General features: G+C 61.7%; 17 protein-coding genes. 13 read left to right on the top strand and 4 right to left on the bottom strand.

Features of this window, described 5'->3' with window-relative positions; all coding sequences use genetic code 11:
• Positions 1-46 precede the first annotated feature (46 nt).
• On the bottom strand, positions 47-982 hold the full coding sequence (locus tag VGU25_16280; GenBank protein ID HEV2578765.1) for a proline dehydrogenase family protein: 936 nt from the start codon (positions 980-982) through the stop codon (positions 47-49).
• A gap of 494 nt (positions 983-1476) precedes the next feature.
• Between VGU25_16280 and VGU25_16275 the strand changes: the two genes are divergently transcribed.
• From VGU25_16275 to VGU25_16265, 3 genes are all read left to right on the top strand, one after another.
• Positions 1477-2862 carry an alpha/beta fold hydrolase gene (locus tag VGU25_16275; protein ID HEV2578764.1) on the top strand — a complete coding sequence of 462 codons (1386 nt, stop codon included), beginning with the start codon at positions 1477-1479 and terminating at the stop codon, positions 2860-2862.
• A gap of 72 nt (positions 2863-2934) precedes the next feature.
• Entirely contained in the window at positions 2935-3375 is a 441-nt protein-coding gene (locus tag VGU25_16270; GenBank protein HEV2578763.1) for a hypothetical protein, read from the top strand.
• Positions 3375-3587, top strand: coding sequence for a helix-turn-helix transcriptional regulator (locus tag VGU25_16265; protein ID HEV2578762.1), 213 nt, complete (start codon positions 3375-3377; stop codon positions 3585-3587). The genes VGU25_16270 and VGU25_16265 overlap by 1 nt, the downstream gene beginning before the upstream one ends.
• 182 nt (positions 3588-3769) lie before the next feature.
• Here the strand turns inward: VGU25_16265 and VGU25_16260 are convergent, their stop codons facing one another.
• On the bottom strand, positions 3770-4585 hold the full coding sequence (locus VGU25_16260; protein HEV2578761.1) for a glycosyltransferase: 816 nt from the start codon (positions 4583-4585) through the stop codon (positions 3770-3772).
• 111 nt (positions 4586-4696) lie between these two features.
• Between VGU25_16260 and sppA the strand changes: the two genes are divergently transcribed.
• The 5 genes from sppA (at position 4697) to VGU25_16235 (ending at position 11315) form a co-directional block, all read left to right on the top strand.
• Positions 4697-5758, top strand: a complete 1062-nt coding sequence (sppA, locus tag VGU25_16255; protein HEV2578760.1) for a signal peptide peptidase SppA — start codon at positions 4697-4699, stop codon at positions 5756-5758.
• A gap of 331 nt (positions 5759-6089) precedes the next feature.
• A complete protein-coding gene (locus VGU25_16250) occupies positions 6090-8066 on the top strand; it encodes a hypothetical protein (GenBank protein HEV2578759.1) in 1977 nt (658 codons plus the stop codon).
• 226 nt (positions 8067-8292) lie between these two features.
• Positions 8293-8670, top strand: a complete 378-nt coding sequence (locus tag VGU25_16245) for an HU family DNA-binding protein (GenBank protein ID HEV2578758.1) — start codon at positions 8293-8295, stop codon at positions 8668-8670.
• Positions 8671-8697: 27 nt separating this feature from the next.
• The gene (locus VGU25_16240; protein ID HEV2578757.1) at positions 8698-9510 is read left to right on the top strand and encodes an ABC transporter ATP-binding protein; all 813 of its coding nucleotides are present in this window, start codon (positions 8698-8700) and stop codon (positions 9508-9510) included.
• Positions 9498-11315 (top strand): hypothetical protein, encoded by a 1818-nt coding sequence (locus VGU25_16235; GenBank protein HEV2578756.1) that lies wholly within the window; start codon positions 9498-9500, stop codon positions 11313-11315. Before VGU25_16240 ends, VGU25_16235 begins: the two co-directional genes overlap by 13 nt.
• Positions 11316-11345: 30 nt before the next feature.
• Here the strand turns inward: VGU25_16235 and pgeF are convergent, their stop codons facing one another.
• Positions 11346-12428 carry a peptidoglycan editing factor PgeF gene (pgeF, locus tag VGU25_16230; protein HEV2578755.1) on the bottom strand — a complete coding sequence of 361 codons (1083 nt, stop codon included), beginning with the start codon at positions 12426-12428 and terminating at the stop codon, positions 11346-11348.
• 403 nt (positions 12429-12831) lie between these two features.
• Here pgeF and aroE point away from each other — a divergent pair, with 403 nt between their 5' ends.
• Entirely contained in the window at positions 12832-14733 is a 1902-nt protein-coding gene (gene aroE / locus VGU25_16225; protein HEV2578754.1) for a shikimate dehydrogenase, read from the top strand.
• Positions 14734-14800: 67 nt separating this feature from the next.
• Here the strand turns inward: aroE and VGU25_16220 are convergent, their stop codons facing one another.
• A complete protein-coding gene (locus tag VGU25_16220) occupies positions 14801-16828 on the bottom strand; it encodes a M3 family metallopeptidase (GenBank protein ID HEV2578753.1) in 2028 nt (675 codons plus the stop codon).
• A gap of 102 nt (positions 16829-16930) precedes the next feature.
• Between VGU25_16220 and VGU25_16215 the strand changes: the two genes are divergently transcribed.
• Genes VGU25_16215 through VGU25_16200 form a run of 4 tightly spaced genes read left to right on the top strand, consistent with a single transcriptional unit; the run spans position 16931 to position 20058 of the window.
• Positions 16931-17404: a vitamin K epoxide reductase family protein gene (locus tag VGU25_16215; protein ID HEV2578752.1), complete on the top strand. Its 474-nt coding sequence runs from the start codon at positions 16931-16933 to the stop codon at positions 17402-17404.
• Between the two features lie 16 nt (positions 17405-17420).
• Positions 17421-17810 (top strand): hypothetical protein, encoded by a 390-nt coding sequence (locus VGU25_16210; GenBank protein HEV2578751.1) that lies wholly within the window; start codon positions 17421-17423, stop codon positions 17808-17810.
• Between the two features lies 1 nt (position 17811).
• Positions 17812-19017: an alpha/beta hydrolase gene (locus tag VGU25_16205; protein ID HEV2578750.1), complete on the top strand. Its 1206-nt coding sequence runs from the start codon at positions 17812-17814 to the stop codon at positions 19015-19017.
• Positions 19018-19023: 6 nt separating this feature from the next.
• Positions 19024-20058 carry a threonine/serine dehydratase gene (locus tag VGU25_16200; protein ID HEV2578749.1) on the top strand — a complete coding sequence of 345 codons (1035 nt, stop codon included), beginning with the start codon at positions 19024-19026 and terminating at the stop codon, positions 20056-20058.
• Positions 20059-20063: the final 5 nt, after the last annotated feature.

Below are 20063 nucleotides of genomic sequence, written 5' to 3'. Positions count from 1 at the left end.
CTCTATCTAGCGCAGGACCGCCTGCAAGTTACTGTTGACAGGAGGTTTAGGTGCGGAAGAAGTTCTTTGCCAGGAAGAAGACGTTGGCGGGACGTTCGGCGAGGCGGCGCATGAAGTAGGGGTACCATTCCGTGCCGAAGGGGACGTAGACCCGGACGCCGAAGCCTTTGTGGACGAGCTTGCGCTGCAGGTCGCGGCGGATGCCGTAGAGCATCTGGAACTCGAAGGCGGATTTCTCGATGCTGTGGGCGTCGGTGAAGCGGCAGAGCTCATCGATGATGGCTTCATCGTGGGTGGCGATGCCGCAAAAGACGCCGCTAGTCATCATGCGCCTGGCGAGCTTGAGGTAATTGGCGTCGACGTCGGCTTTGGCTGGGAAGGCGATCTCGGGCGGCTCTTTGTAGGCGCCCTTGCAGAGGCGGATGCGGATTCCCTGCCGGAGCAGACGGTCGGCGTCGGCGTCCGTGCGGAACATGTACGCCTGGAGCACGGTGCCGACGGCTCCGGGGAAGCGGGCGAAGAGGCGCTCGGTGATGGCGATGGTCGCCTCGGTGTACTCGGAGCCCTCCATATCGATGCGGAGAAAGTTTTTGAGGCGGCCGGCGTGCGCGACGAGGTTGCCGACGATGCGTTCGGCGAGGGCCTGGCCCTCCGCTGAGTTTGCGCCGCCGACGTCCATGCCCATTTGCGTGAGCTTGAGGCTGACGTTGGCGTTGAGTTTGTGCGAGGCGATCTCGTCGAGGAGACGGTGGTAGACGGCGGCCGAGGCTTCGGCGTGCGGCGCGTCGGTGACACTCTCACCCAAGGCGTCAAGGGTGACGACGATGCCCTCGCGATTGAGCTCGGCGGCCGCGGCGATGGCCTCCTCGACGGCCATGCCGGCGACGAAGCGGTGCGAGACGCGGCGGCCGATCGAGGAGTTCTCGGAGAATTTGCGGAAGGGCTTGTTGGTGGAGAGGCCGATGAAGAAGGAACGAAGCATGCAGGAGAGAGTTTATGGCATCGGAAGGGGGGATGTCGTCCATGGGAGTGGTTAGTTGTTAGTAGTTAGTGGTTAGTGGAGGCTCGAACCGAACTGGAGTTCGTGTTCGAAAATGGTTCGGCGATCGAGGTGATGCCGGCCGTATCGGGGTTCTTCAACTCGCTCCGCTCGCTCAGAATGACAGAATTTGAATTGGCGGGCGTAGGACCGGTCTCAGTCCGTGCCAAGCATGATTTCGGTCACCCTTTCACGATCGCTATCGCGCGTCTTAACGCGCGATACCCCACCCTTTCGCGGTGCGAAAGGGTAGGCCACCCGGTTTCGTGGATCCGGGCAAGAAGCAGATTACTTGCCTGCGGCTCGGAATGACAGAAAGAAAGGCAAAAGCAAATGCGTGGGCAATCGGGCAAGCCCACGTAACGCAGAGACGCGGGACACCCGGTCGAGAAGAACTGGATGGAACGTTCTTTGTGTGGGGTGCGTAGCATAGGCGCATGAACAGAGCATGGATGCGCTTTGTGGTGGCTGTGGCCGGGGTTGTGTTTGTACTGCCGGCGGTTGCTGAGCAGGCTGCGGGAGATTGGATTGGTCAACTGAACGGTGGGTTCAAGGTAAGGATTCACATCAGCCAGTCGAGTTCCGGGTACAGCGGCTATCTAACCAATCCGAGCGGCAATCAGACGGACCTGGACCAGGTGACCAGCGATGGGTCGCATCTGCACTTTGCGGTGAACAAGCTGAGCCTGAGCTACGACGGCAGATGGGATGCGGGACAAAGCGCGTGGGACGGCAAGCTGACGTTTCAGCAGGTGTATCCGCTGGCGCTGAAGCGTGCGACGGTGGCAGACCTTGCGCCGGCCATTCACAATCGGCCGCAGGAAGAGGCAATTGCCAAAGGGCCGCTGCCATATGGGCAGCAGGAGGTTGTGTTCGAGAACGGCGGCGCGCATGTGCGGTTTGCCGGAACAATGAGCGTCCCGCAAGGCAAGGGGCCCTTTCCGGCGGTGGTGCTGGTCTCCGGCACGGGCCACAATACGCGCGACGAAGATGTGTGGGGCCACAAGGTGTTTGTCGTGCTGGCGGATGCGCTGAGCCGGAGGGGATTTGCGGTGCTGCGGTATGACAAACGCGGTGTGGCGGGATCCGGCGGGGACTTCGACAGCGCAACGACGGCGGACTTCGCGTCCGATGCGGACAGCGCGGTGGAGTGGCTGCGCAGCCAGCCGAAGATCGACGCGCAACGCGTGGGCGTGCTGGGTCATTCGGAAGGTGGGATCATCGGGCCGATGGTTGCGGCGGCGGACAAGAATGTGGCGTTCGTGGTGATGATTGCAGGGCCGGCGCTTCGGGGAGACAGGCTGTTTGTGTTGCAGTCGGCCAGGACGGCGAAGGTGTATGGCGCTCCTGAGGACTACATGGCGCGGCGAAAGGTGTTCGATCAGAAGCTGTATGACGCGATTGTGGCGGCGCCGACCGGTGAAGCGGCGCGAGCGGTGGCGGACAAAATGGTCGCTGAAGGAGTGCAGGAAAAACTGGTGGACGCGAACGAGGCTGAAGGGCTGGCGCGGGATGATACAAGCGCGTGGGAGCGATACTTCCTGGCCTATGATCCGGCACCGACGCTCGCACGGCTGACTGTGCCGGTGCTGGCAATCTACGGGGCGCTGGATGTTCAGGTGCCTGCTGACGAAGATGCGGCGGCGGCGCGGGTGGCGCTCGAGAAGAATGCGCGCGCGACCGTTGTGACGCTGCCGGGGAAGAACCATCTGATGCAGGATGCGAAGACCGGCGGACCGAATGAGTACAACGATATTGAAGAGACGATGTCGCCCACGGCACTCGATCTGATTGTGGGTTGGACTGCAAAGATTGCCATGTAAAAAATGTTTGACACGTAAATCCTGCGCGAGTAGATTTTCCATGTAAAACATCTTTTACATGGAGATCAGCCGATGGGGAGCCTTTCGTATCAGGAGCGGTCACTGTGGGGATCGCTGGTGGCAGAGCTGGTGGTGTATCTGCCGTACTTCGTCTGGAATTTTCACGTTCGCCAGCAGACGTCGGTGAACAAGGTCGCGGGGATGATCGTCGCGATTATTGTGCTGCAGATTATTTTGCAGTCGATTATTGCGGCTGTGACGCGGCACCGGATGACCGATGAGCGCGACAAGCTGATTCAACTGCGTGGGTATCGGGCAGGGTATATCACGCTGGCGACGCTGATGGTGGTGGGGTTGGGGATGCTGTGGTTCCACACGCTGGTGGGACATAACTTTCCGATTCATGAGGGTTTTGTGGGGCTGCATTTTCTGAATGTGTTCTTCGGGATGCTGGTGATCTCGGACATCGTGAAGACGGTGTCGCAGATTGTGGCGTATCGGAGGGGGTTCTGATGCCGGGGCTCAGGAATACGATTCGTGAGCTGCGTGCGGACCGCGAGATGACGCAGCAGGAGCTGGCGGACGCGATTGGCGTGACGCGGCAGACGGTCATCGCGATTGAGCTGGATAAGTATTCACCGTCGCTGGAGACGGCGTTCCGGATTGCGAGGGTATTTGAGGTGCCGCTGGAGCAGGTGTTTCAGTATGAGGGGAAGAAGAGGTAGGGAGTCGCTAGTGGTTAGTGGTTAGTGGTTAGTGAAAAGACGAAGGCAGAATCCTGCGGGAATGACAACAAGAAAAGTAAAGGCCAAATGCTGAAGCCTCGCGCGTCTTAACGCGCGATACCCTCTCATGCGCGAGGAAGCCGCACATGAATGGGGCACCCGGTGTCGGCGCCGACTAACTATTAACGGATTGCTTTTGCGGGGATGGGGTCGGGGCGGGCGGCGGGGGCGGTGATCATGGTGCTCGTGTCCTTCATGGCGGCGATGGCTTCGTCGTAGCGTCCGCGGAGTGAGTTCCTGCGGATGTGGGCCATGTCCTGGAGCATCTTCATGCCGTCTTTGAGATAGCTGATGCGGGAACGCTCGTCATGACCCCAGGTGACCGGTACCTCGTCGATCCTGTAGCCGAGCTTGCGGGCGATGAAGAGGATTTCGGGGTCGAAGCCCCAACGCTCGATGGTCTGGAGACGGAAGATGACCTGCGCGGCGTCGCGTTTGAAGGCCTTGAAGCCGCACTGGGTGTCCTTGTAGGGCAGGCCCATGAGCTTGCGGGTGACCCAGTTGAAGCAGCGGCCGAAGAAACGGCGGTAGAGGGGCTGGTGAATGGTCTGGCGCTGGCGCTCGAGCCAGCGGGAGCCGATGGCGACGTCGGCGCCGGCATCGAGTGCGGCGAAGAGACGCTCGGCTTCCTCGATGGGCGAGGAGAGGTCAGCGTCGGTAAACATGACGACCGCGCCCTGGGCCTGTAGGAGGCCGTTGCGGACGGAGAAGCCTTTGCCGCGGTTGCCGTCGTTGTGGATGAGGTGAAGGTTGGGGTGGGACTTCATCCACTCGCAGACGATCTTGGCGGTCGAGTCGGAAGAGCCATCGTCGACGACGAGGACTTCGGCGTTCCAGCGGCGCTCGGCGACGCAGGAGAGGACGCGATCGAGGGCGTTTTCGATCCGCGCGCCCTCGTTGTAGGCCGGGATGACGATGCTGAGGCTGGGAGGGTTCACGTGCCTTGGTCCGCGCTGCGTTGGTAAAAATCCGTGCAGTGGCGAGTTTATGATACGGCATTTTTACAGAGGGGCATTAGCAATGAGGGCCTAACGGCGGGAGACGCGGGGATGCGGGCGCTGCTACACTCGGCGGTTATGAGCGAGCAACCGAGACCTCCGTATTCGCCGTATTCACAGCAGCAGCCGCAGGCAGGTGTGCCCGCGCCGGGGCCGTATGGATATCCGCCGTACGGGTATCCGTATGCGTATGCGAATCAGGCGCCGAAGCGATCGGGGTGGTTCTTGGCGGCCATTTTTGCGGCGATCGTCGCGATCATCGCGATCACGTTTATGGTGATGTTCAGCCATATGGTCGTGGCGATGTCGGCAACGGGCGGAACGTCGAGCTTCGGCGAGCCGAGCATCGGAGTGATCGATATCAGCGGCGTGATTGTGGACGCGGACAAGATCGACAAGCAGTTGGAGAGGTTCGGGAACGACGACGGGATCAAGGCAATCGTGCTGCACATCGACTCGCCGGGCGGAGGAGCGGCGGCGAGCCAAGAGGTGTACCACGAGGTGCTGCGGGTAAGGAACGATCTGCACAAGCCGGTGGTGGCGTCGGTGGAGAGTGTGGGTGCGTCAGGGGCGTACTACATCGCTTCCGCGTGCGACAAGATCTATGCGAACCAGGCGAGTGTGGTGGGGTCGATTGGCGTAATTATGGAGTGGACGAACTACGGCGAGCTGCTGAAGTGGGCGAAGCTGAAGAATGTGAACCTGCACGATGGGCAGCTGAAGGATGCCGGCGACCCGACGCGCGACATGACGCCGCAGGAGCAGGCGTACTTCCAGGGGCTGATCGACAACATGTATGCGCAGTTCATCCACGATGTGGCGGCGGGCCGGCATACGAGCGCGGACAAGATTCAGCCGCTGGCGACGGGACAGGTGTGGACGGGCGAGCAGGCCCAGCCGCTGGGGCTGATCGACCAGCAGGCCGGTTTCAGGACAGCACTGCTGGATACAGCCAAGCGCGTGGGCATAAAGGGGGAACCTCACGTGGTACGTCCTGCCAAGGACAAACATGGATTGCTCGGGCTACTGACCGGCGATGACACAACGGAACTGTTTGCAAATCCGACAAGTGTGCTGAATCAGGCGCCTGGATTTTACTTCTTGTGGAAATAGGCTGAGGGTCGGATAGCAGACAATGCCGCGCGGAAGCGCCGCACCGGGCGCGGATCTTTCACCGCCTCCAAGGCGATCGGGTGCGCGTGGGACAGTTCCGCCTAAAATACTGAAAGTAAAGACGATTTGGACGCCACCTAAGCACATGAGGGAAGGCGTGCGGCGTGTTCTCTCGGGGGGCGACACGGGCACGTATGTAACGTGACATTGGAGGTTTGCAGAATATTTGCAACCCTACATATTCTAAGGGTGCTCTTAACCGTTCTAGTGCCGGTGTATAACACCTTCAGAACCCTTGTATCCCTCAAACGTGGCGACTCCGGAGGCCCGAATGCGACTCAAGCTCATGCTTTGCGGTGTGACGACTCTTATACCCGCGCTGTTATTAACCGGCTGCGGTATGGACCAGGTGTCCACGGTGACCGCAAATGTGGAGTCACCCGGGATTGCGGGCCGAGCCTTCGGCGGACAGCAGCCGGTGGCGAATGCGACGATCTCGGTCCTCGCGATGGGCACGACGGGATACGGATCGACGGGCACCATTCTGTCCTCGACGACCACGGACGTGAACGGGAACTTCACCCTGCCGCCGTACACCTGCCCGCAGTCGAACACGCCGGTGTACATATTGGGAATCGGCGGCAATTCCGGCGCCGGCAACAATGGATCCGCGGTGCTGGGCGCGGGCCTGGGGCCGTGTGCGAGCGCGCAGCAGAGCTACGTGATCCTGAACGAGGTGACGACGGTGGGGCTGGCCTTCACCTTGTCGCACTTCTTCTCGACGACGCTGGGCGGAGCGAACGGAGCGAATGACTGGTTCGGCGGCCCGTCGACCGTGTCGAATAACCAGCTTCAGTACTCGGCCGGTATTGTGCGGGGCAATAACTACACGATTCCTTCGATTATTGAAACTGCAGTCGGTGCGCCGGCCCAGAACTCGCCGGGAATCACGATTGAGGCGGCGAAGATCAACACGATCGCGAACATTCTGGCGGCCTGCATCAACACCGCGGGATCGCCGAACGGGACGGAGACCAAGACGCCCTGCGGGAAGCTGTTCAACTATACGAAGAATGGAGCAGCGACGCGGCCGTCCGACACGCTTCAGGCGGCGGTGCAGATGGCTTTGTATCCGACGACGCAGGTCGCAAACCTGTACAACCTGGGAACGACGACGCCTCCGTTTGCGGGGCTGGCCACGCAGCCGAATGACTGGTCGATTGGCGTGAGCTATACGACCTCATCGCTGGGACTGGCGGTTAACACGGGCACGCTGAGCACACTGGATATCGACAGCACAGGCAGAATCTGGTTCCCGAGCAATGCGTCGGGACAGGTTGGCGCGGCGGTCTTCGATCCGACGACGCAGTCGTTCAGCGGACCTTACAACACGACAAGCATGGTTTTCCCGCAACAGGTGGCGATCGATGCGAACGGCTATGCGTGGTACAACGACAGCGCAAACCCGACTGTACCGGGGTACCTGGTGACGGCGCCCTCGACGACAGAGACGGTGTCCCTGCCGAACACGAACAGCGAGAGCGTGACGGTTGGCGGCGACGACCGGATCAACATTGGGATTACCGACGGGGGCCGCTACGAACTGGCGAATATCTCGTCGAACCGGTCGGGGTACTCGATCGTGTCGGGAGTGACGTTCGCCTTCCCGGTGCAGTCGATCGCCGGCGACGTGAGCAATGGCGACGCGGTTGCGATCACGGATCCGACGACAAGCATTATGCGTGAGTACTACGTGAGTGGATCAACCGCGAACGACATTGTGAATGCCAACGATGATGCCGGACAGGTGATTTATACCGGCAACGACGACATCGGAGTGCGGTCCGCAGGGACTGGCGGTAACCCCTCCGGTCTCTGCATCTACTCGGCGTCGGCCTGCTATAACTTCGCGGGCGCGCCACAGGACGCAATATGGGGTGCGGCGATCGACGGCGGAAAGCAGCTCTGGGTCGCCGATGCCACCACCAGCGGCGTGGTTCGGGTTCCGGTAAACAATCCGACGGCTACCGGCAGCAGCATTTATCTGAACAGCAGCGGGGCCCTCAATATTCCCGTCAATATGCTTCTGCACGGTACCAACAATGGAGGAACCGCGACGACGCCGTACGGTATCGGGGTGGATGTGGTTGGCAACGTCTGGGTGACGAACGCGGGCTGCACCACAACGAACTGCACTCCAGGGACGTTTACCCTGACCGAGATTGTAGGCGCGGGCTACCCGACGATTACACCAGTCTCGGCGCAGATCACCAGCGGCAACCTGGTGGGCACAGAACCGACCCATTAGCCTCGAATCACGACCAAAAAAGCCCGTGCTTTGGCACGGGCTTTTCTTTCATGAATGGACGCGCGGGAAGCCTGGGCGGCATCTCACTTGGCTACACCAAGGAGCGAAAACCAGTAATTTTTGCACCGGGTGAGTCACGTTGATGAGTGGAACGCGTCTAAGTGGCTTAGACTAAAGGGGCAATGAACCGCTAGCGCGAGATTCTCTGGCCCGGGAGAAGACCCTCATGACGAAAGCTGATCTAGTGGACCAGGTCACTGCACTCGGCGACCTCACCCGCCGCGACGGTGAGGTTATTGTCGATACGCTCTTTGAGTCCATCATTGGTGCACTGAAGGCGAACGACAAGGTGGAGGTCCGAGGTTTTGGGAGCTTCAGAACGCGGCAGCGTAACTCACGCACAGGCCGCAATCCAAAGACGGGAGCTGCGGTCGCGGTTCCGGCGAAGAGGGTTCCCTTCTTCAAGCCGAGCAAAGAGTTGCGCGACCTCGTGAACCCGTCGGAGGCGACATCGCGGACGCAGAAGGCCGGGCGCGACGGCGAGGCCGCGGGCGGGCGCGGCGACGATGGTAATGTCGACCCGCATCATCCGCCGCCAATGTAATCGGCGATAACGTACACTCGGCTCAACATGTCTGCGATTGCGGTGCACGACCTCAGCCGAAGCTTCAACGAGTTTACGGCTGTCGATCACATTGATCTTGAAGTTGAGCCGGGGCAGTTCTTCGGGTTCCTTGGACCGAACGGAGCCGGAAAATCCACGACCATCAAGATGATGACGGGACTGCTTGCGCCTACGACAGGCAGCATTCAGATCCTGGGGGAAGATCTGTTTCGAAATCCGCTGGAGGTGAAGCGGAACATCGGTGTTGTGCCGGAGGGCATGGCGCTGTTCGGGAAACTGACTGCACGTGAATACCTGGAGTTTGTGGGCCGGATGTATGGGCTAGACAGGCGCACGTCGCAGGAAAGAACCGCCGAGCTGCTGGAGTTCATGAACCTGGCGAATGAGCCGAAGAAACTCATCGCGGATTTTTCGCACGGCATGGGAAAGAAGCTGGCACTGGCAGCGGCCGTGATCCACGGGCCGAAGGTGTTGTTTCTGGATGAGCCGTTCGAGGGCGTGGATGCTGTTGCAGCGGGAACGCTGAAGTCGATGCTGCAGGGGATGATTGCGCGCGGAGCGACAATCTTTTTGACCTCGCATGTGCTGGAGATTGTGGAGCGGCTGTGCTCGCATATCGCAATCATTGATCATGGGCGAATCGTGGCGCATGGATCGCTGGAGGAGTTGCGCGCGGGTGTGCAGGCGAAGCTGCCGTTGGCGGCAGAAACGAATGGCGCGGGATCGCGGCTGACGCTGGAACAGATCTTTCTGAATGTGGTGGGCAAGGATGATGGCGACACTGGCGTGCGGGAAGGGGAGCTCGCGTGGCTGAGCTAAACCACCCCACCGAGCAAGGAACGCTCGCGGGGGACCCCGGTGAGCTGAGAGCCAACGCGGGCCTTGAGCCCACCCATGGCGATGAGAAAACCGCCGCCATGAATGGGGCACCCAATGCGCGGGCCTCGAGAAGGTGGACGGCGGCGCAGACGCGCGAGCAGTATCGGGCGATTGCGCGCCTGCGCTGGCAGATGTATCTGAATGGCTTTCGGCGCAAGGGCGGAAAGAGCGACCTGGCGGCCACGCTGAGTGTGGCGCCTATAGCGCTCGCGATCGTAGGAGGCCTGTGCTTTGGCGCGGGCGCGACGGCCGCGTGGGCAGTCGCGAGCGGGCATCTTGAGCGAGTGAGCTGGGTGCTGTGGGGAATCTTTCTGCTGAGTCAACTGGCGAACCTTAATCTCGGGCAGCCCGGAACGACGTTCGATCCGAAACAGCTCATCCGGTTTCCGATGGGTGTGCGGAGTTACACGGCGGTGCGGTTGTTCTTCGGGATTCTGGCGCCGGGGAACATCGTCGTGACGCTGATGTCGCTGGCGGCGGCGGTCGGTGTGGCGATTGTGAGGCCGGCGATTGCAGGATGGGCGTTCGGCGCGATGGCGGTGTTCGCGGTGGTGAACGTGCTGTTCACGCGGACGATTTTCGCCTGGGTGGATCGCTGGCTTTCGACGCGACGCGCGCGCGAGGCTTTCACGGCGCTGATCTTTCTGTTCTCGATCGGCGCGCAGGGACTGAATTTTCTTTACAACCCTGCGTATCACAACCGCAGAGTGGACCTGAACAAGATTGTCGCCGTGCAGCAGACAGTGGCGAAGGTAGAGCCGTATCTGAGTGTGTTGCCGCCAGAGCTTGCAGGCAGATCGATTCGAGCGGCGAGGCGCGGCAATGTGGCCGCGTTCGCGGGCGACAACGTGCTCGTGGCGGCATGGGGGTGCGTGTTTCTGTTTGTGTTTTCGTTGCGGATGCGGACCGAGTATCGCGGAGAGAATTTGAGCGATCCGGCGAACGTGGTGCGCGAGGCGAAGGCGACGAAACATGAGGTGACGCATTCGGCGCAGGGGACATTTGTTGCGGCGTCGTCGCGGCCGGCGGATGTGGTGCGAGTGGTCGCGGCGAAGGAGCTGTTGTATCTGCGGCGCAATACGGGGCTGTTCTATGGACTGGTGATGCCGCTGGTGATGGTGTTGATCTTCGCGGGGCGGTGGGCGTCGCGGTCGTGGCATGGGCCGACAGTGCTGGTGGGAGCGCTGGCGTATGGACTGCTCGGGGTGTTTCCGATGTCATTCAACTCGTTTGGGCTGGATGGGGCGGGGACGCAGACGTACTTCCTCGCGCCGGTGCGGATGCGCGAGGTGATGATCGGAAAGAATGTGCTCTGCGCGGGACTGGCGATCGCGGAGACCCTAGCGATTCTGGCGGTGCTGTCGTACTCTGCGAAGCTGCCTTCGCCGATAGTACTGCTGGGTGCAATGTTGTGGATGGTGACAACACTGCTGATCGAGATGACAGTGGGCAACTACATGTCGATGCGGTCACCGAAAAAGATTGATCCGGGACGGACGGCGCAGAAACAGGCGCGGCCAGCAAGCGCGTTTCTCAGCATGGGAATTATGCTGGCGTGCGCGCTGGTGGGCGGCTCGGTGACGTTTGTGACCGGGTACTGGAAGGTGGACTGGATTGTGCCGCTGGTGTTTGCAGGAACGGCGGTTGCCGCGTTGTGGGTCTACAGAGTGAACCTGAACAAGCTGGATGCGTATGCGTGGGTGCATCGCGATGCGCTGTTCGAGGAGTTGCAGAAGAAGGCGTAACGCAGACAATAGAGGGTAGACGGGTGAGTGCTACGATTCGGCAATGCCGATGACCGAGAGCATGCGGCCGGTGTAGCCGTGCTCGTCGCGATGGCTGAAGTAGCGGCGCTGGCCGTTGGGCAGGCGGGTGCAAGCGGTGCATTCGCCGACCACGGAGATCTTTGAAGCGCTCAGGCCGGCGTCGACGAGCTGGCGGCGATTGGCTTCGATGAGGTCGAGATGAATCTGCGGCCCGATGTTTGAGTGGCCAGGCGCGCGGGCGGTGAGGAAGAGCAGAGGATATTTGTCGCGCACCGGATCGGAATCGTAGACCTCAGAGAAGAGTGAGGGCGCGTAGGCGAACTGGCTCTCGAAGTCGAAGCGAATCTCTTCGCCGACGGAGTAGCAGCAGGAGCCGATGCCGGGGCCGATGGCAGCGATGAGGTCCTTGGGGCGCGAGCCGAACTGGAGACGCATGGTACCGATGCCACGCTCGACGATGCGGGCGAGGGTGCCGCGCCAGCCGGCGTGGAAGGCCGCGACGACGCGGCGGCGGGTGTCGGCGACCAGGACCGGGACGCAGTCGGCGGTGAGGATCGCGAGCAGGCGGTCAGGCTCGGCGGTGATGAGGCCGTCGCCGCGGAGGGTGGGCTTCCCGTCCGAAGTGGCGAGGGGATTTGTAGCCGATTCGATGACGCGGATCAGGTTGCTGTGGAACTGGCGGGCGGCGACGAGTTGTGCGGGTTTGCGGCCGGCGACGGCTTCGAGGAAGCGCCGGCGATTGGCGGCGACGGTTTTGGGCTCGTCGTCAGTGCTCCAGCCGAGGTTGAGGTCGCCCGGGTTGCCGTACACCGTCGTGGCGCCGCCTTCGCGAGTGCTGAAGCCTGCATGCAGCCAGGGGAAGGCCTCCCAGCCAGCGGGGCGGATGACGCCCGGGGCGCGGCGGGGCTTTTTTGCCTTGAGGGAGCTTGCAGATGGTTCAGAAGTTCTGGGACGGCTGATGCGTTCCCCGCCAGCCCAGGTTCCGGCGCGGGTAGCGCGACGGCCATGCTCGAGGCCGATGCTGGCGAAGAGGGCGTCAACGGCGGCGATCGCTTCCGGGCTTTCGCGCCAATCTGTCGTATTGCTGCTCACAGACCTATTTTATTCGCCCCGGCTTAAAGTGATCGGGCCCGCTTTCCAGCGGGCCCATGAGAGGCTTTCGGGGAGGGGATACTGAAGGAATGTAGAGGATGCCCGAGGGCAAAAAGAGGGAGATGCTACTACGGGTGGGACAGTCTGAAATTAGCCTCTCAGTTATTTGTTTAGACGCACGAGTCGCTGTGGGGTTGCATGGGGTAATTCGTCGTGCACCGGCCGACGAAGGAAATGGCAACTCTTCGGCGGTTAGGGCGTCCAAATTCGGGAGCCGGACGGGAAATCAACACGTCCCATGCGGATTCGGGCGAGGAATCCTGCGGATGCCCGTCGTGAGAGCTATCTTCAAGGCTATATTGCATATGAGGAACTTCGGCGGTACGATACCGCGGTCGCCAGCATGAATACGAGTACCCAAATCGCCTCCCATCTGCTCCGCTCCCGAATCGGGAAAATTTGCATCGCGATCACCGGCCAAACTGCCGAGGACATGGTCGAGAAGGCTTCCGCAGCCCTTAAAGACACTACTTTCATTGAGTTCCGGCTGGATTACTTGCCGAAGCCGGCAGCAGCGCTACCGGTGCTGAAGCAGTTTATTCGAGATAACGGGGCCGCGACGGTGGTTGCGACCTGTCGGTGCAAGGAGAACGGCGGCCGGTTCGAGGGCTCAAACCATGCGGCGCTGGACATTTTGATGAAGGCGGCAGAAGCCGGGTTTCAGCTCGTCGACATCGAACTGGAGTCGATTGAGAAGCTGCCAAAGAACACGATCCAGCGGCTGCGCGATGCCGGCGCGGCGGTGATTCTGAGTTTTCATGACTTCAAACAGACGGGCGATCTGGACGCGATTTACTCCCGGATGGAGCCCTACGCGCCGGACTTCTACAAGGTTGTGCCTACGGCGCGCAACCTGACGGACAACCTGAAGCTTATGCACTTCCTGGAGCGGATGGAAGACCGCTCGAATTCAAGCATTGTGGGCATCTGCATGGGCGAGGCAGGGATTATCTCGCGCGTGCTGGGGCTGCGGGCGGGCTCGGTGTTCACGTTTGCTGCGGCGACGCAGGCGGAAGCGACGGCTCCGGGACAGATTGCGGCGCGCACGCTGCTCGAGACCTACCGCGTCGACCAGGTGGATGTAGCGACGAAGGTTTATGGCGTTGCGGGCGATCCGATCAAGTCGTCAATGTCGCCGCTGATGATGAACACGGCGTTTCGCCGCGAGACGGTGAACGCGGTGTATCTCGCGCTGCAGACGAAGAACGTGGAAGACCTGTTCAAACTGGCTCGCGAGATTCCGATCCAGGGGCTGAGCGTGACGATGCCGTTGAAGGCGAGTGTGATTCCCTTCCTCGAGCGGACGGACCCGCTTTCAGCGAAGATCGGCGCGGTAAACACGATCCGGCGGTTCCCGGATGGGAAGTTCTACGGATTCAACACGGATGTTGATGCGATTGTGCGGCCTCTGGAACGCCGGCTGAACCTGCGTGATGCGAAGGTGCTGGTGCTGGGCGCGGGCGGCGCGGCGCGGGCGGCGGTGTTTGGGTGTCGCAACAAGGGCGCAGAGGTGTGCATCTTCAACCGGACGCTGGAGACGGCGCAGAAGCTGGCTCGGCAGGCAGGCGCGAAGACGATCAAGCGCGAGGCGCTGGCGAAGCAGAGTTTCGACGTCATCATCAATGCCACGCCTGCAGGAATGAGCGGCAACAAGACGGCTGCGATCCTGACGCCTGAGGAGCTGAACGCACGAGTTGTTTTCGATCTGGTTTACAACCCGATTGAGACGCCGCTGCTGCGCATGGCGCGGCAAAAAGGGATTGCAGTGATCTCCGGCGTAGAGATGTTCGTGCAGCAGGGCGCGCGGCAGTTTGAGATCTGGACGGGCAAACCGGCGCCAGAAGAAGAGATGCTGCGCGTGGTGCTGCACGCGCTGCGGCAGCAGAGCGGCGAGGCCGGTGGCACAGAGGCGAATGTGGTTACTCCGGCGACGAGGATCGACGTGGGGCCGCGCCAAGCGGGATCGCACGCGGATCCGGAACCGGCGGCTGGACCGCCTCCGCGTGTGGTGGGGCGTGATGCGGGCAAAGCCGAGAAGCCGGCGGCGAAGTCGACCAGCGCGGCTGCAGCGAAGTCCGCGGTGAACGGAAAGAATGCCAGCAACGGCAAGACCGCTGTTCCGGCAAAAGCGAACGCCAAAGGCAAGCCGGCTGTGAAGAGCGCGGCGAAGTCTGCACCGGCACACAAGCCGCCAGTGAAGGCGACGCCTCCGAAGAAGGCTGCGAAGAAATCAAACAAGAGGTAAGGTGACCGGTCGCGATTATGCGGCCGGTTGCTTTCGGCTTCGAACTTGCACGCGGGCGTCGTGCGGTCTAGGCCGCGAACTCGCGGCCTATCCAGGAACGCAGGGCATCCATGCTGGTCTCGCGGCCGAGGAAGTCGCGGACGATGTCCTTGGCCGGCTTGGACCCGCCGGCTTCGAGGACGAGTTTGCGATAGCGCTGGGCTACAGGACCGGTGAGCAATTGATCTGAAGGTTGATGTGCGAATTCCGCGAAGAACTCGAGCGCGATGACCTTGTCGAAGAGGTAGGTGTAGTAGTTCGATGTGTAGCCGACGAGGTGCGTGAAGGCGGCGTACATGCGATTGCCGTCGACGAACTCGTACTTCGAGAAGCGGTCGTAGCCTTCGCGGAGGAGCGTGTCGAGGTCCAACTCGGCAGCGCGGCGGTCGTGAGTCTCCATGGAGTAGGTTGCGTACATGACCTGCGTGAGCGTGGAGAGAGCGCGGCCGTGTGCGCTGGCTCGCGTCATGCGTGCAACGGTCTCCTCCGGGATGGGATCGCCGGTCTGGTAGTGGCGCGCGAAGGTGCGGAGGACGTCGGCGCGTTCGAAAAATTCCTCCAGCATTTGCGAAGGAACTTCGACGAAATCGCCTTCGGTGGCGATGCCGCTTTGGCCGGCCCAGCGCTGCTGTCCGCCGAGGATCTCGTGCATGAGATGGCCGAACTCGTGGAAGTAGGTGACGACGTCGGAGTACTGAAGTAGCGCGGGATCTTTGTCAGTAGGTTGCGTGAAGTTGCAGACGAGCGAGGCCTCGGGGATCTGCTTGCCAAGCACACCACCGACGAGCGAGCACTCGGAGAACCACTTGCTCTTGCCTTCGCGCGGGTGCATGTCGAGGTAGATCCTGCCGATGGGTTGTTTTGTTGGAGATGAGGCTTCGAAGACGTCGAAGCTTTTGACGTCGGGGTGCCACACGGACGCGGTGGTGTTGCGCTCGAAGCGCACGCCAAAGAGCTTGCCGGCGATGGCGAGGATGCCGGCTTCGACCTGCTCGTAGGGGAAAAACGGGCGGACGGACTGCGAGTCGAAGTCGTAGTGGGAGCGGCGGAACTGCTCCTCCCAGAAGCGTGCGTCGCTGAGCGTAAGCGGGAGTGCTTTCGGGTCGTGGCTGCGGACGAAGGATTCGAGCTCGTCGAACTCGCGCTGTACGGTTTCGCGTGCGGCTTGCTCGACTTCATTGAGGAATTTGCGCATGTTGGCGGCGGACCCCATCATCTGGTCGACAGTGGCGAGGTCGGCCCAGCTACGGAAGCCGAGGGTCTCGGCCATCTCTTCGCGCACTTTCAGGAGGTCCAAAAGCACCTGGGAGTTCGAGGGGTAGGCGCGGTCGTTGTAGGCGAGATACATGCGGCGGCGCAGCGCTGCGCTGGCCGCATAGGTCATGATCGGCGCAAGGACAGGTGGGTCGGTGGTGAGGACGACGGGTTTCTCAGCGACGAGTTCACCATTTTGCTCACGGACACCGAAGCGTTCGAGAAAGTCTGCGGGGAGGCCGCGGAGTTCGTTGAGATCAGTGACTTCGATCTTGCGGACGTCGTCCTGCACGGCACGGGCGAAGCGCATGCCGAGCTCGGTGGATTTGTCGGCGAGCTCGCGGATCTTTTCGCGCGTTGCATCGTCGCGGTCGACGCCGGAGAGACGATAGCTAAGCAGCGTGCGCTCGAGATAGTAGCGCGTGGCGGCGTCCTCATTAGCGACGTCGAGGGCTTCGAGAACCTTGAAGACGTCGCGGTTCAGGCTCAGCTTGACGCCTTCGGCTGCAACTACTTGCGAGAGCGACTGCGCGGCGTCGCGGACGTCTGCGAGCGGATGGACCATGAACATCACGTGCGCCTGGCTGCCGGCCATGCGCAGATGCCATGCGGCCTGGTCGTAGAGCGCGAGCGCTTCAACAGCGGAGCGCGAGGCGGCAGGAGAGATGAGTTCGGCGATGCGATCGCGCGAGGCCTGCAGGTGATGCTCGATCCACGCCTGGGCCTCTTCTGCTGTCTTGAGTGCCGACCAGAGATGAAGTGGGTCAGTGGTGGTCGCTTCCGGGGCTGTGGTCTCAATCATCGCGTTTCCTCGGTGTCACGGTCTCGTTCTCAATGGTGCTCTTCTATCGCTTTCATTTTCGCCGATGCGCGGCGGAAGCGCTCAGCCTACAATACGGGGAAGATGCGCTTCCTGATTGCTTTGATTGCCCTTGCTGGTCTTATTGACTCGGTGCTCGCCCTTCGCATTCACATGCAGGATCCCAGCCAGGCGCCGCCGTGCGCGGTGACGGAGAAGTGGGACTGCGGCGCGGTGAACCACTCGCGCTTCTCGGTGTTTCCGGCGGAGTCATTCGACGAACAGCCTGGGTCGAAGAAGATCCATATTCCGGTGGCGACGATCGGGATTATCGGCTATGCGCTGATTGCGGTTGCGGCGTTGGCGGGCAGAACGTGGCTGACGCTGCAGCTGGCGGAGATCGGCTTCTTTTGCGCTGGCATGCTGAGTTACCTGGAGGCGTTCGTCATCCAGAAGTGGTGTATCTACTGCGTGTGGTCGCAGATCTTCGTCGCGGGTTGCCTGGTACTGAGCATCGCGTGGGCAGTGATGAACCACCGGCGGAGACGTTTCGCACATTCGGCGGTGGTTTCGGTCTGAGGCTACAATTCCGTGCATGTGGCCCAAGGCTCTTGCACAACTGATTGAACTGGCTCCTCATATCGCGCGTCTGCTACCGACGGCAGACCGATTTCTGCAGTCGAAGGTTGCGGGGGACGACGCGACTCGCGGCGCCATTGCGAAGTTCCGCGAAGAGGTGCGTGCCGATATTGCGCGTGTGACGAGCTCGCACGAGAGCATTTATCGGCAGTTGAACGAACAGGGGGAGCGCTTGGCGCAGATCACGGAACAGGTGAATGCTGCGCGGGCGGCGGCCGAGGCGGCAGAGGAGCGCGTGGCGGCGCTCGAGAACAGGGCAGCGACGAGCAACGCGTTACTCGCGGTGATTTTGCCGTTGAATGTAATTCTGCTTGCGCTTACGATTCTGCTGCTGGTCCGCCGCTGACATGACAGTCGACTGTAGCCAACCCGCGGAGGAAGCCGGGCCACTGGCGCAGGCACGTGAGGCCCGCCGCCGGGGGTGGTGGCTCGTGCTGGCATTGGTGGCGATCACCGTAGCGCTGGCGTTCGCAGGATGGCCGTGGATGCGGGCTCACCTGCAGTCGGTGGCCGTGCTGGATCTGGTGGGGAACAAGCCGGTGCCCAAGCTGCTGCGGCGGTTCGTGAGCGAACCGATCGCGGTTCGCGACCTGGAGCTGTCGCTGGCGAGCGGGACGGTGCGCGCGCGACTGTATACGCCGGTGCGGCCGAAGAATGCGCCCGCGCTGGTGGTGCTGCATGGCGTACATCATCTTGGGATCGATGAGCCGAGGCTGGAGAACTTCGCCACGACGATGGCCGCATGCGGCGTGCAGGTGCTTACGCCGGAACTGCCGGACATCAAGGACTACCAGGTGGGTGCGAACTCCATTGCAACGATTGGCGAGTCGGCCGAGTGGCTGACACATGAGGATGGTGGACGGCCGGTTGGCGTAATTGGGTTGAGCTTCTCCGGTGGGCTGTCATTGCTGGCTGCGGCGGACCCGGTGTATCAGGGCGATATTCGCTTTGTGATGGCCGTGGGCGCGCAGGATGAGATGAGCCGAGTGGCCGCATACTACCGGACGGGCGAAGACGAGCGGCCGAACGGGACCGAGGAGACCCTGGCTCCGCATGAATACGGCCCGCTGGTGCTTGAGTACGAGCACATGGGCGATTTTGTGCCGGCACAGGATGTTGCGCCGATTCGCGCGGTGTTGCGCGCGCATTTGTATGAGGACCCTGCGGCTGAGCGAGTCGCGCTGACGAGCCTGAGCGAGGAGCAGAAGAGCGAAGTCAAGGCCTTAATGGATACGACACTCGCAGCAACGCGCACTGCGCTGGAACGTTCTGACGAGCGGCATGTGAATGATATGGCAGCAGTGAGCCCGCATGGGCGGCTCGCGACGCTGAAGACGCCGGTGTATCTGCTGCATGGCGCGGGCGACAACGTCATTCCTTCGGCGGAGACGGAGTGGATGGCCGCGGAGCTACCGCGGTCGAGCCTAAAGGCCGAGCTGATTTCGCCAGTGCTGTCGCATCTCAACCTCGACGGCGCTGGGCCGACGATTGCCGATCAGTTGCGGCTGGTGCACTTCTTCGCCGAGGTGCTGCATGCGGCGGAGGTACAGTAGAGGGAGATGTTTGAGCTGATTTCCCTCGCTGATATTCAGGCCGCGCGCGAGCGCATCTCTTCCGTTGCTGTTCGAACTCCGCTGCTGCGGCTGTCGCGTGCGCGGCTGCGCATGGCAGGATGGCCGGAGTTATCCGATTCGATTCCCGAGATTTTTCTGAAAGATGAGTCGGCGCAGCCGATCGGTAGCTTCAAACTGCGCGGCGCGTACAACAAGATCGCGGGGCTGACGCCTGAAGAGTTGAAGCACGGCGTGATTACGTACTCGTCGGGCAATCATGCGCAGGGTGTGGCGTATGCAGCGCGTGCGCTGGGCGCAAAGGCCGTTATCGTGATGCCTGAGAATGCGCCGCGCGTGAAGCGGGAAGCAACAGTCGCGTTGGGTGCTGAGATAGTCACGGTTGGCCCGGCGAGCACGGAGCGCAAGCTGAAGGCTGAGGAGCTGGTGGCCGCATACGGCTACGTGATGGTGCCTCCATATGACGATGAGGCGATCATCGCCGGGCAGGCGACCTGCGGGCTGGAGATTCTGGAGCAATTGCCGGGCGTGGAACTGGTGCTGTCGCCGGTTTCGGGCGGTGGGCTGCTGTCGGGCGTGGCGACGGGGATCAAGCTGTCGGCTGAGGCGGAGGGCGTTGTGGCGCCCAAGGTGTGGGGATGCGAGCCGGCGCTCGCGGCAGACGCGAAGGAGTCGTTCGACACGAAGCGGCTGACGGAATGGCCGGCGGCGAAGACGACGCGGACCATCGCCGACGGGCTGCGAACGCAGTCGCTGGGCGAGCGGAATTTCGAACACATCCTGCGGTTTGTGGATGGCATCGTTGCCGTGACAGAGGACGAGATTCGGGAGGCTCTGCGGATTGTTTTGAAGGCGACCAACATCGTCGCCGAGCCCTCCGGGGCGGTGACCCTTGCTGCCGCACTGTTTCACGCGCATGAGCTTCCCGCGGCACGGCGGATGGTGGCCATCGTTTCGGGCGGCAATCTGGACCCGGATCTGCGGGCAGAGCTGGAGGAAGAGGCTGTCGCGGTCCACGCGTGACACGA

Source organism: Acidobacteriaceae bacterium (genome assembly GCA_035944135.1).
Taxonomy (GTDB): Bacteria; Acidobacteriota; Terriglobia; order Terriglobales; family Acidobacteriaceae; genus Granulicella.
Note: the sequence above shows the minus strand (reverse complement) of the source record. Positions and strands in the feature narration are given on the sequence as shown.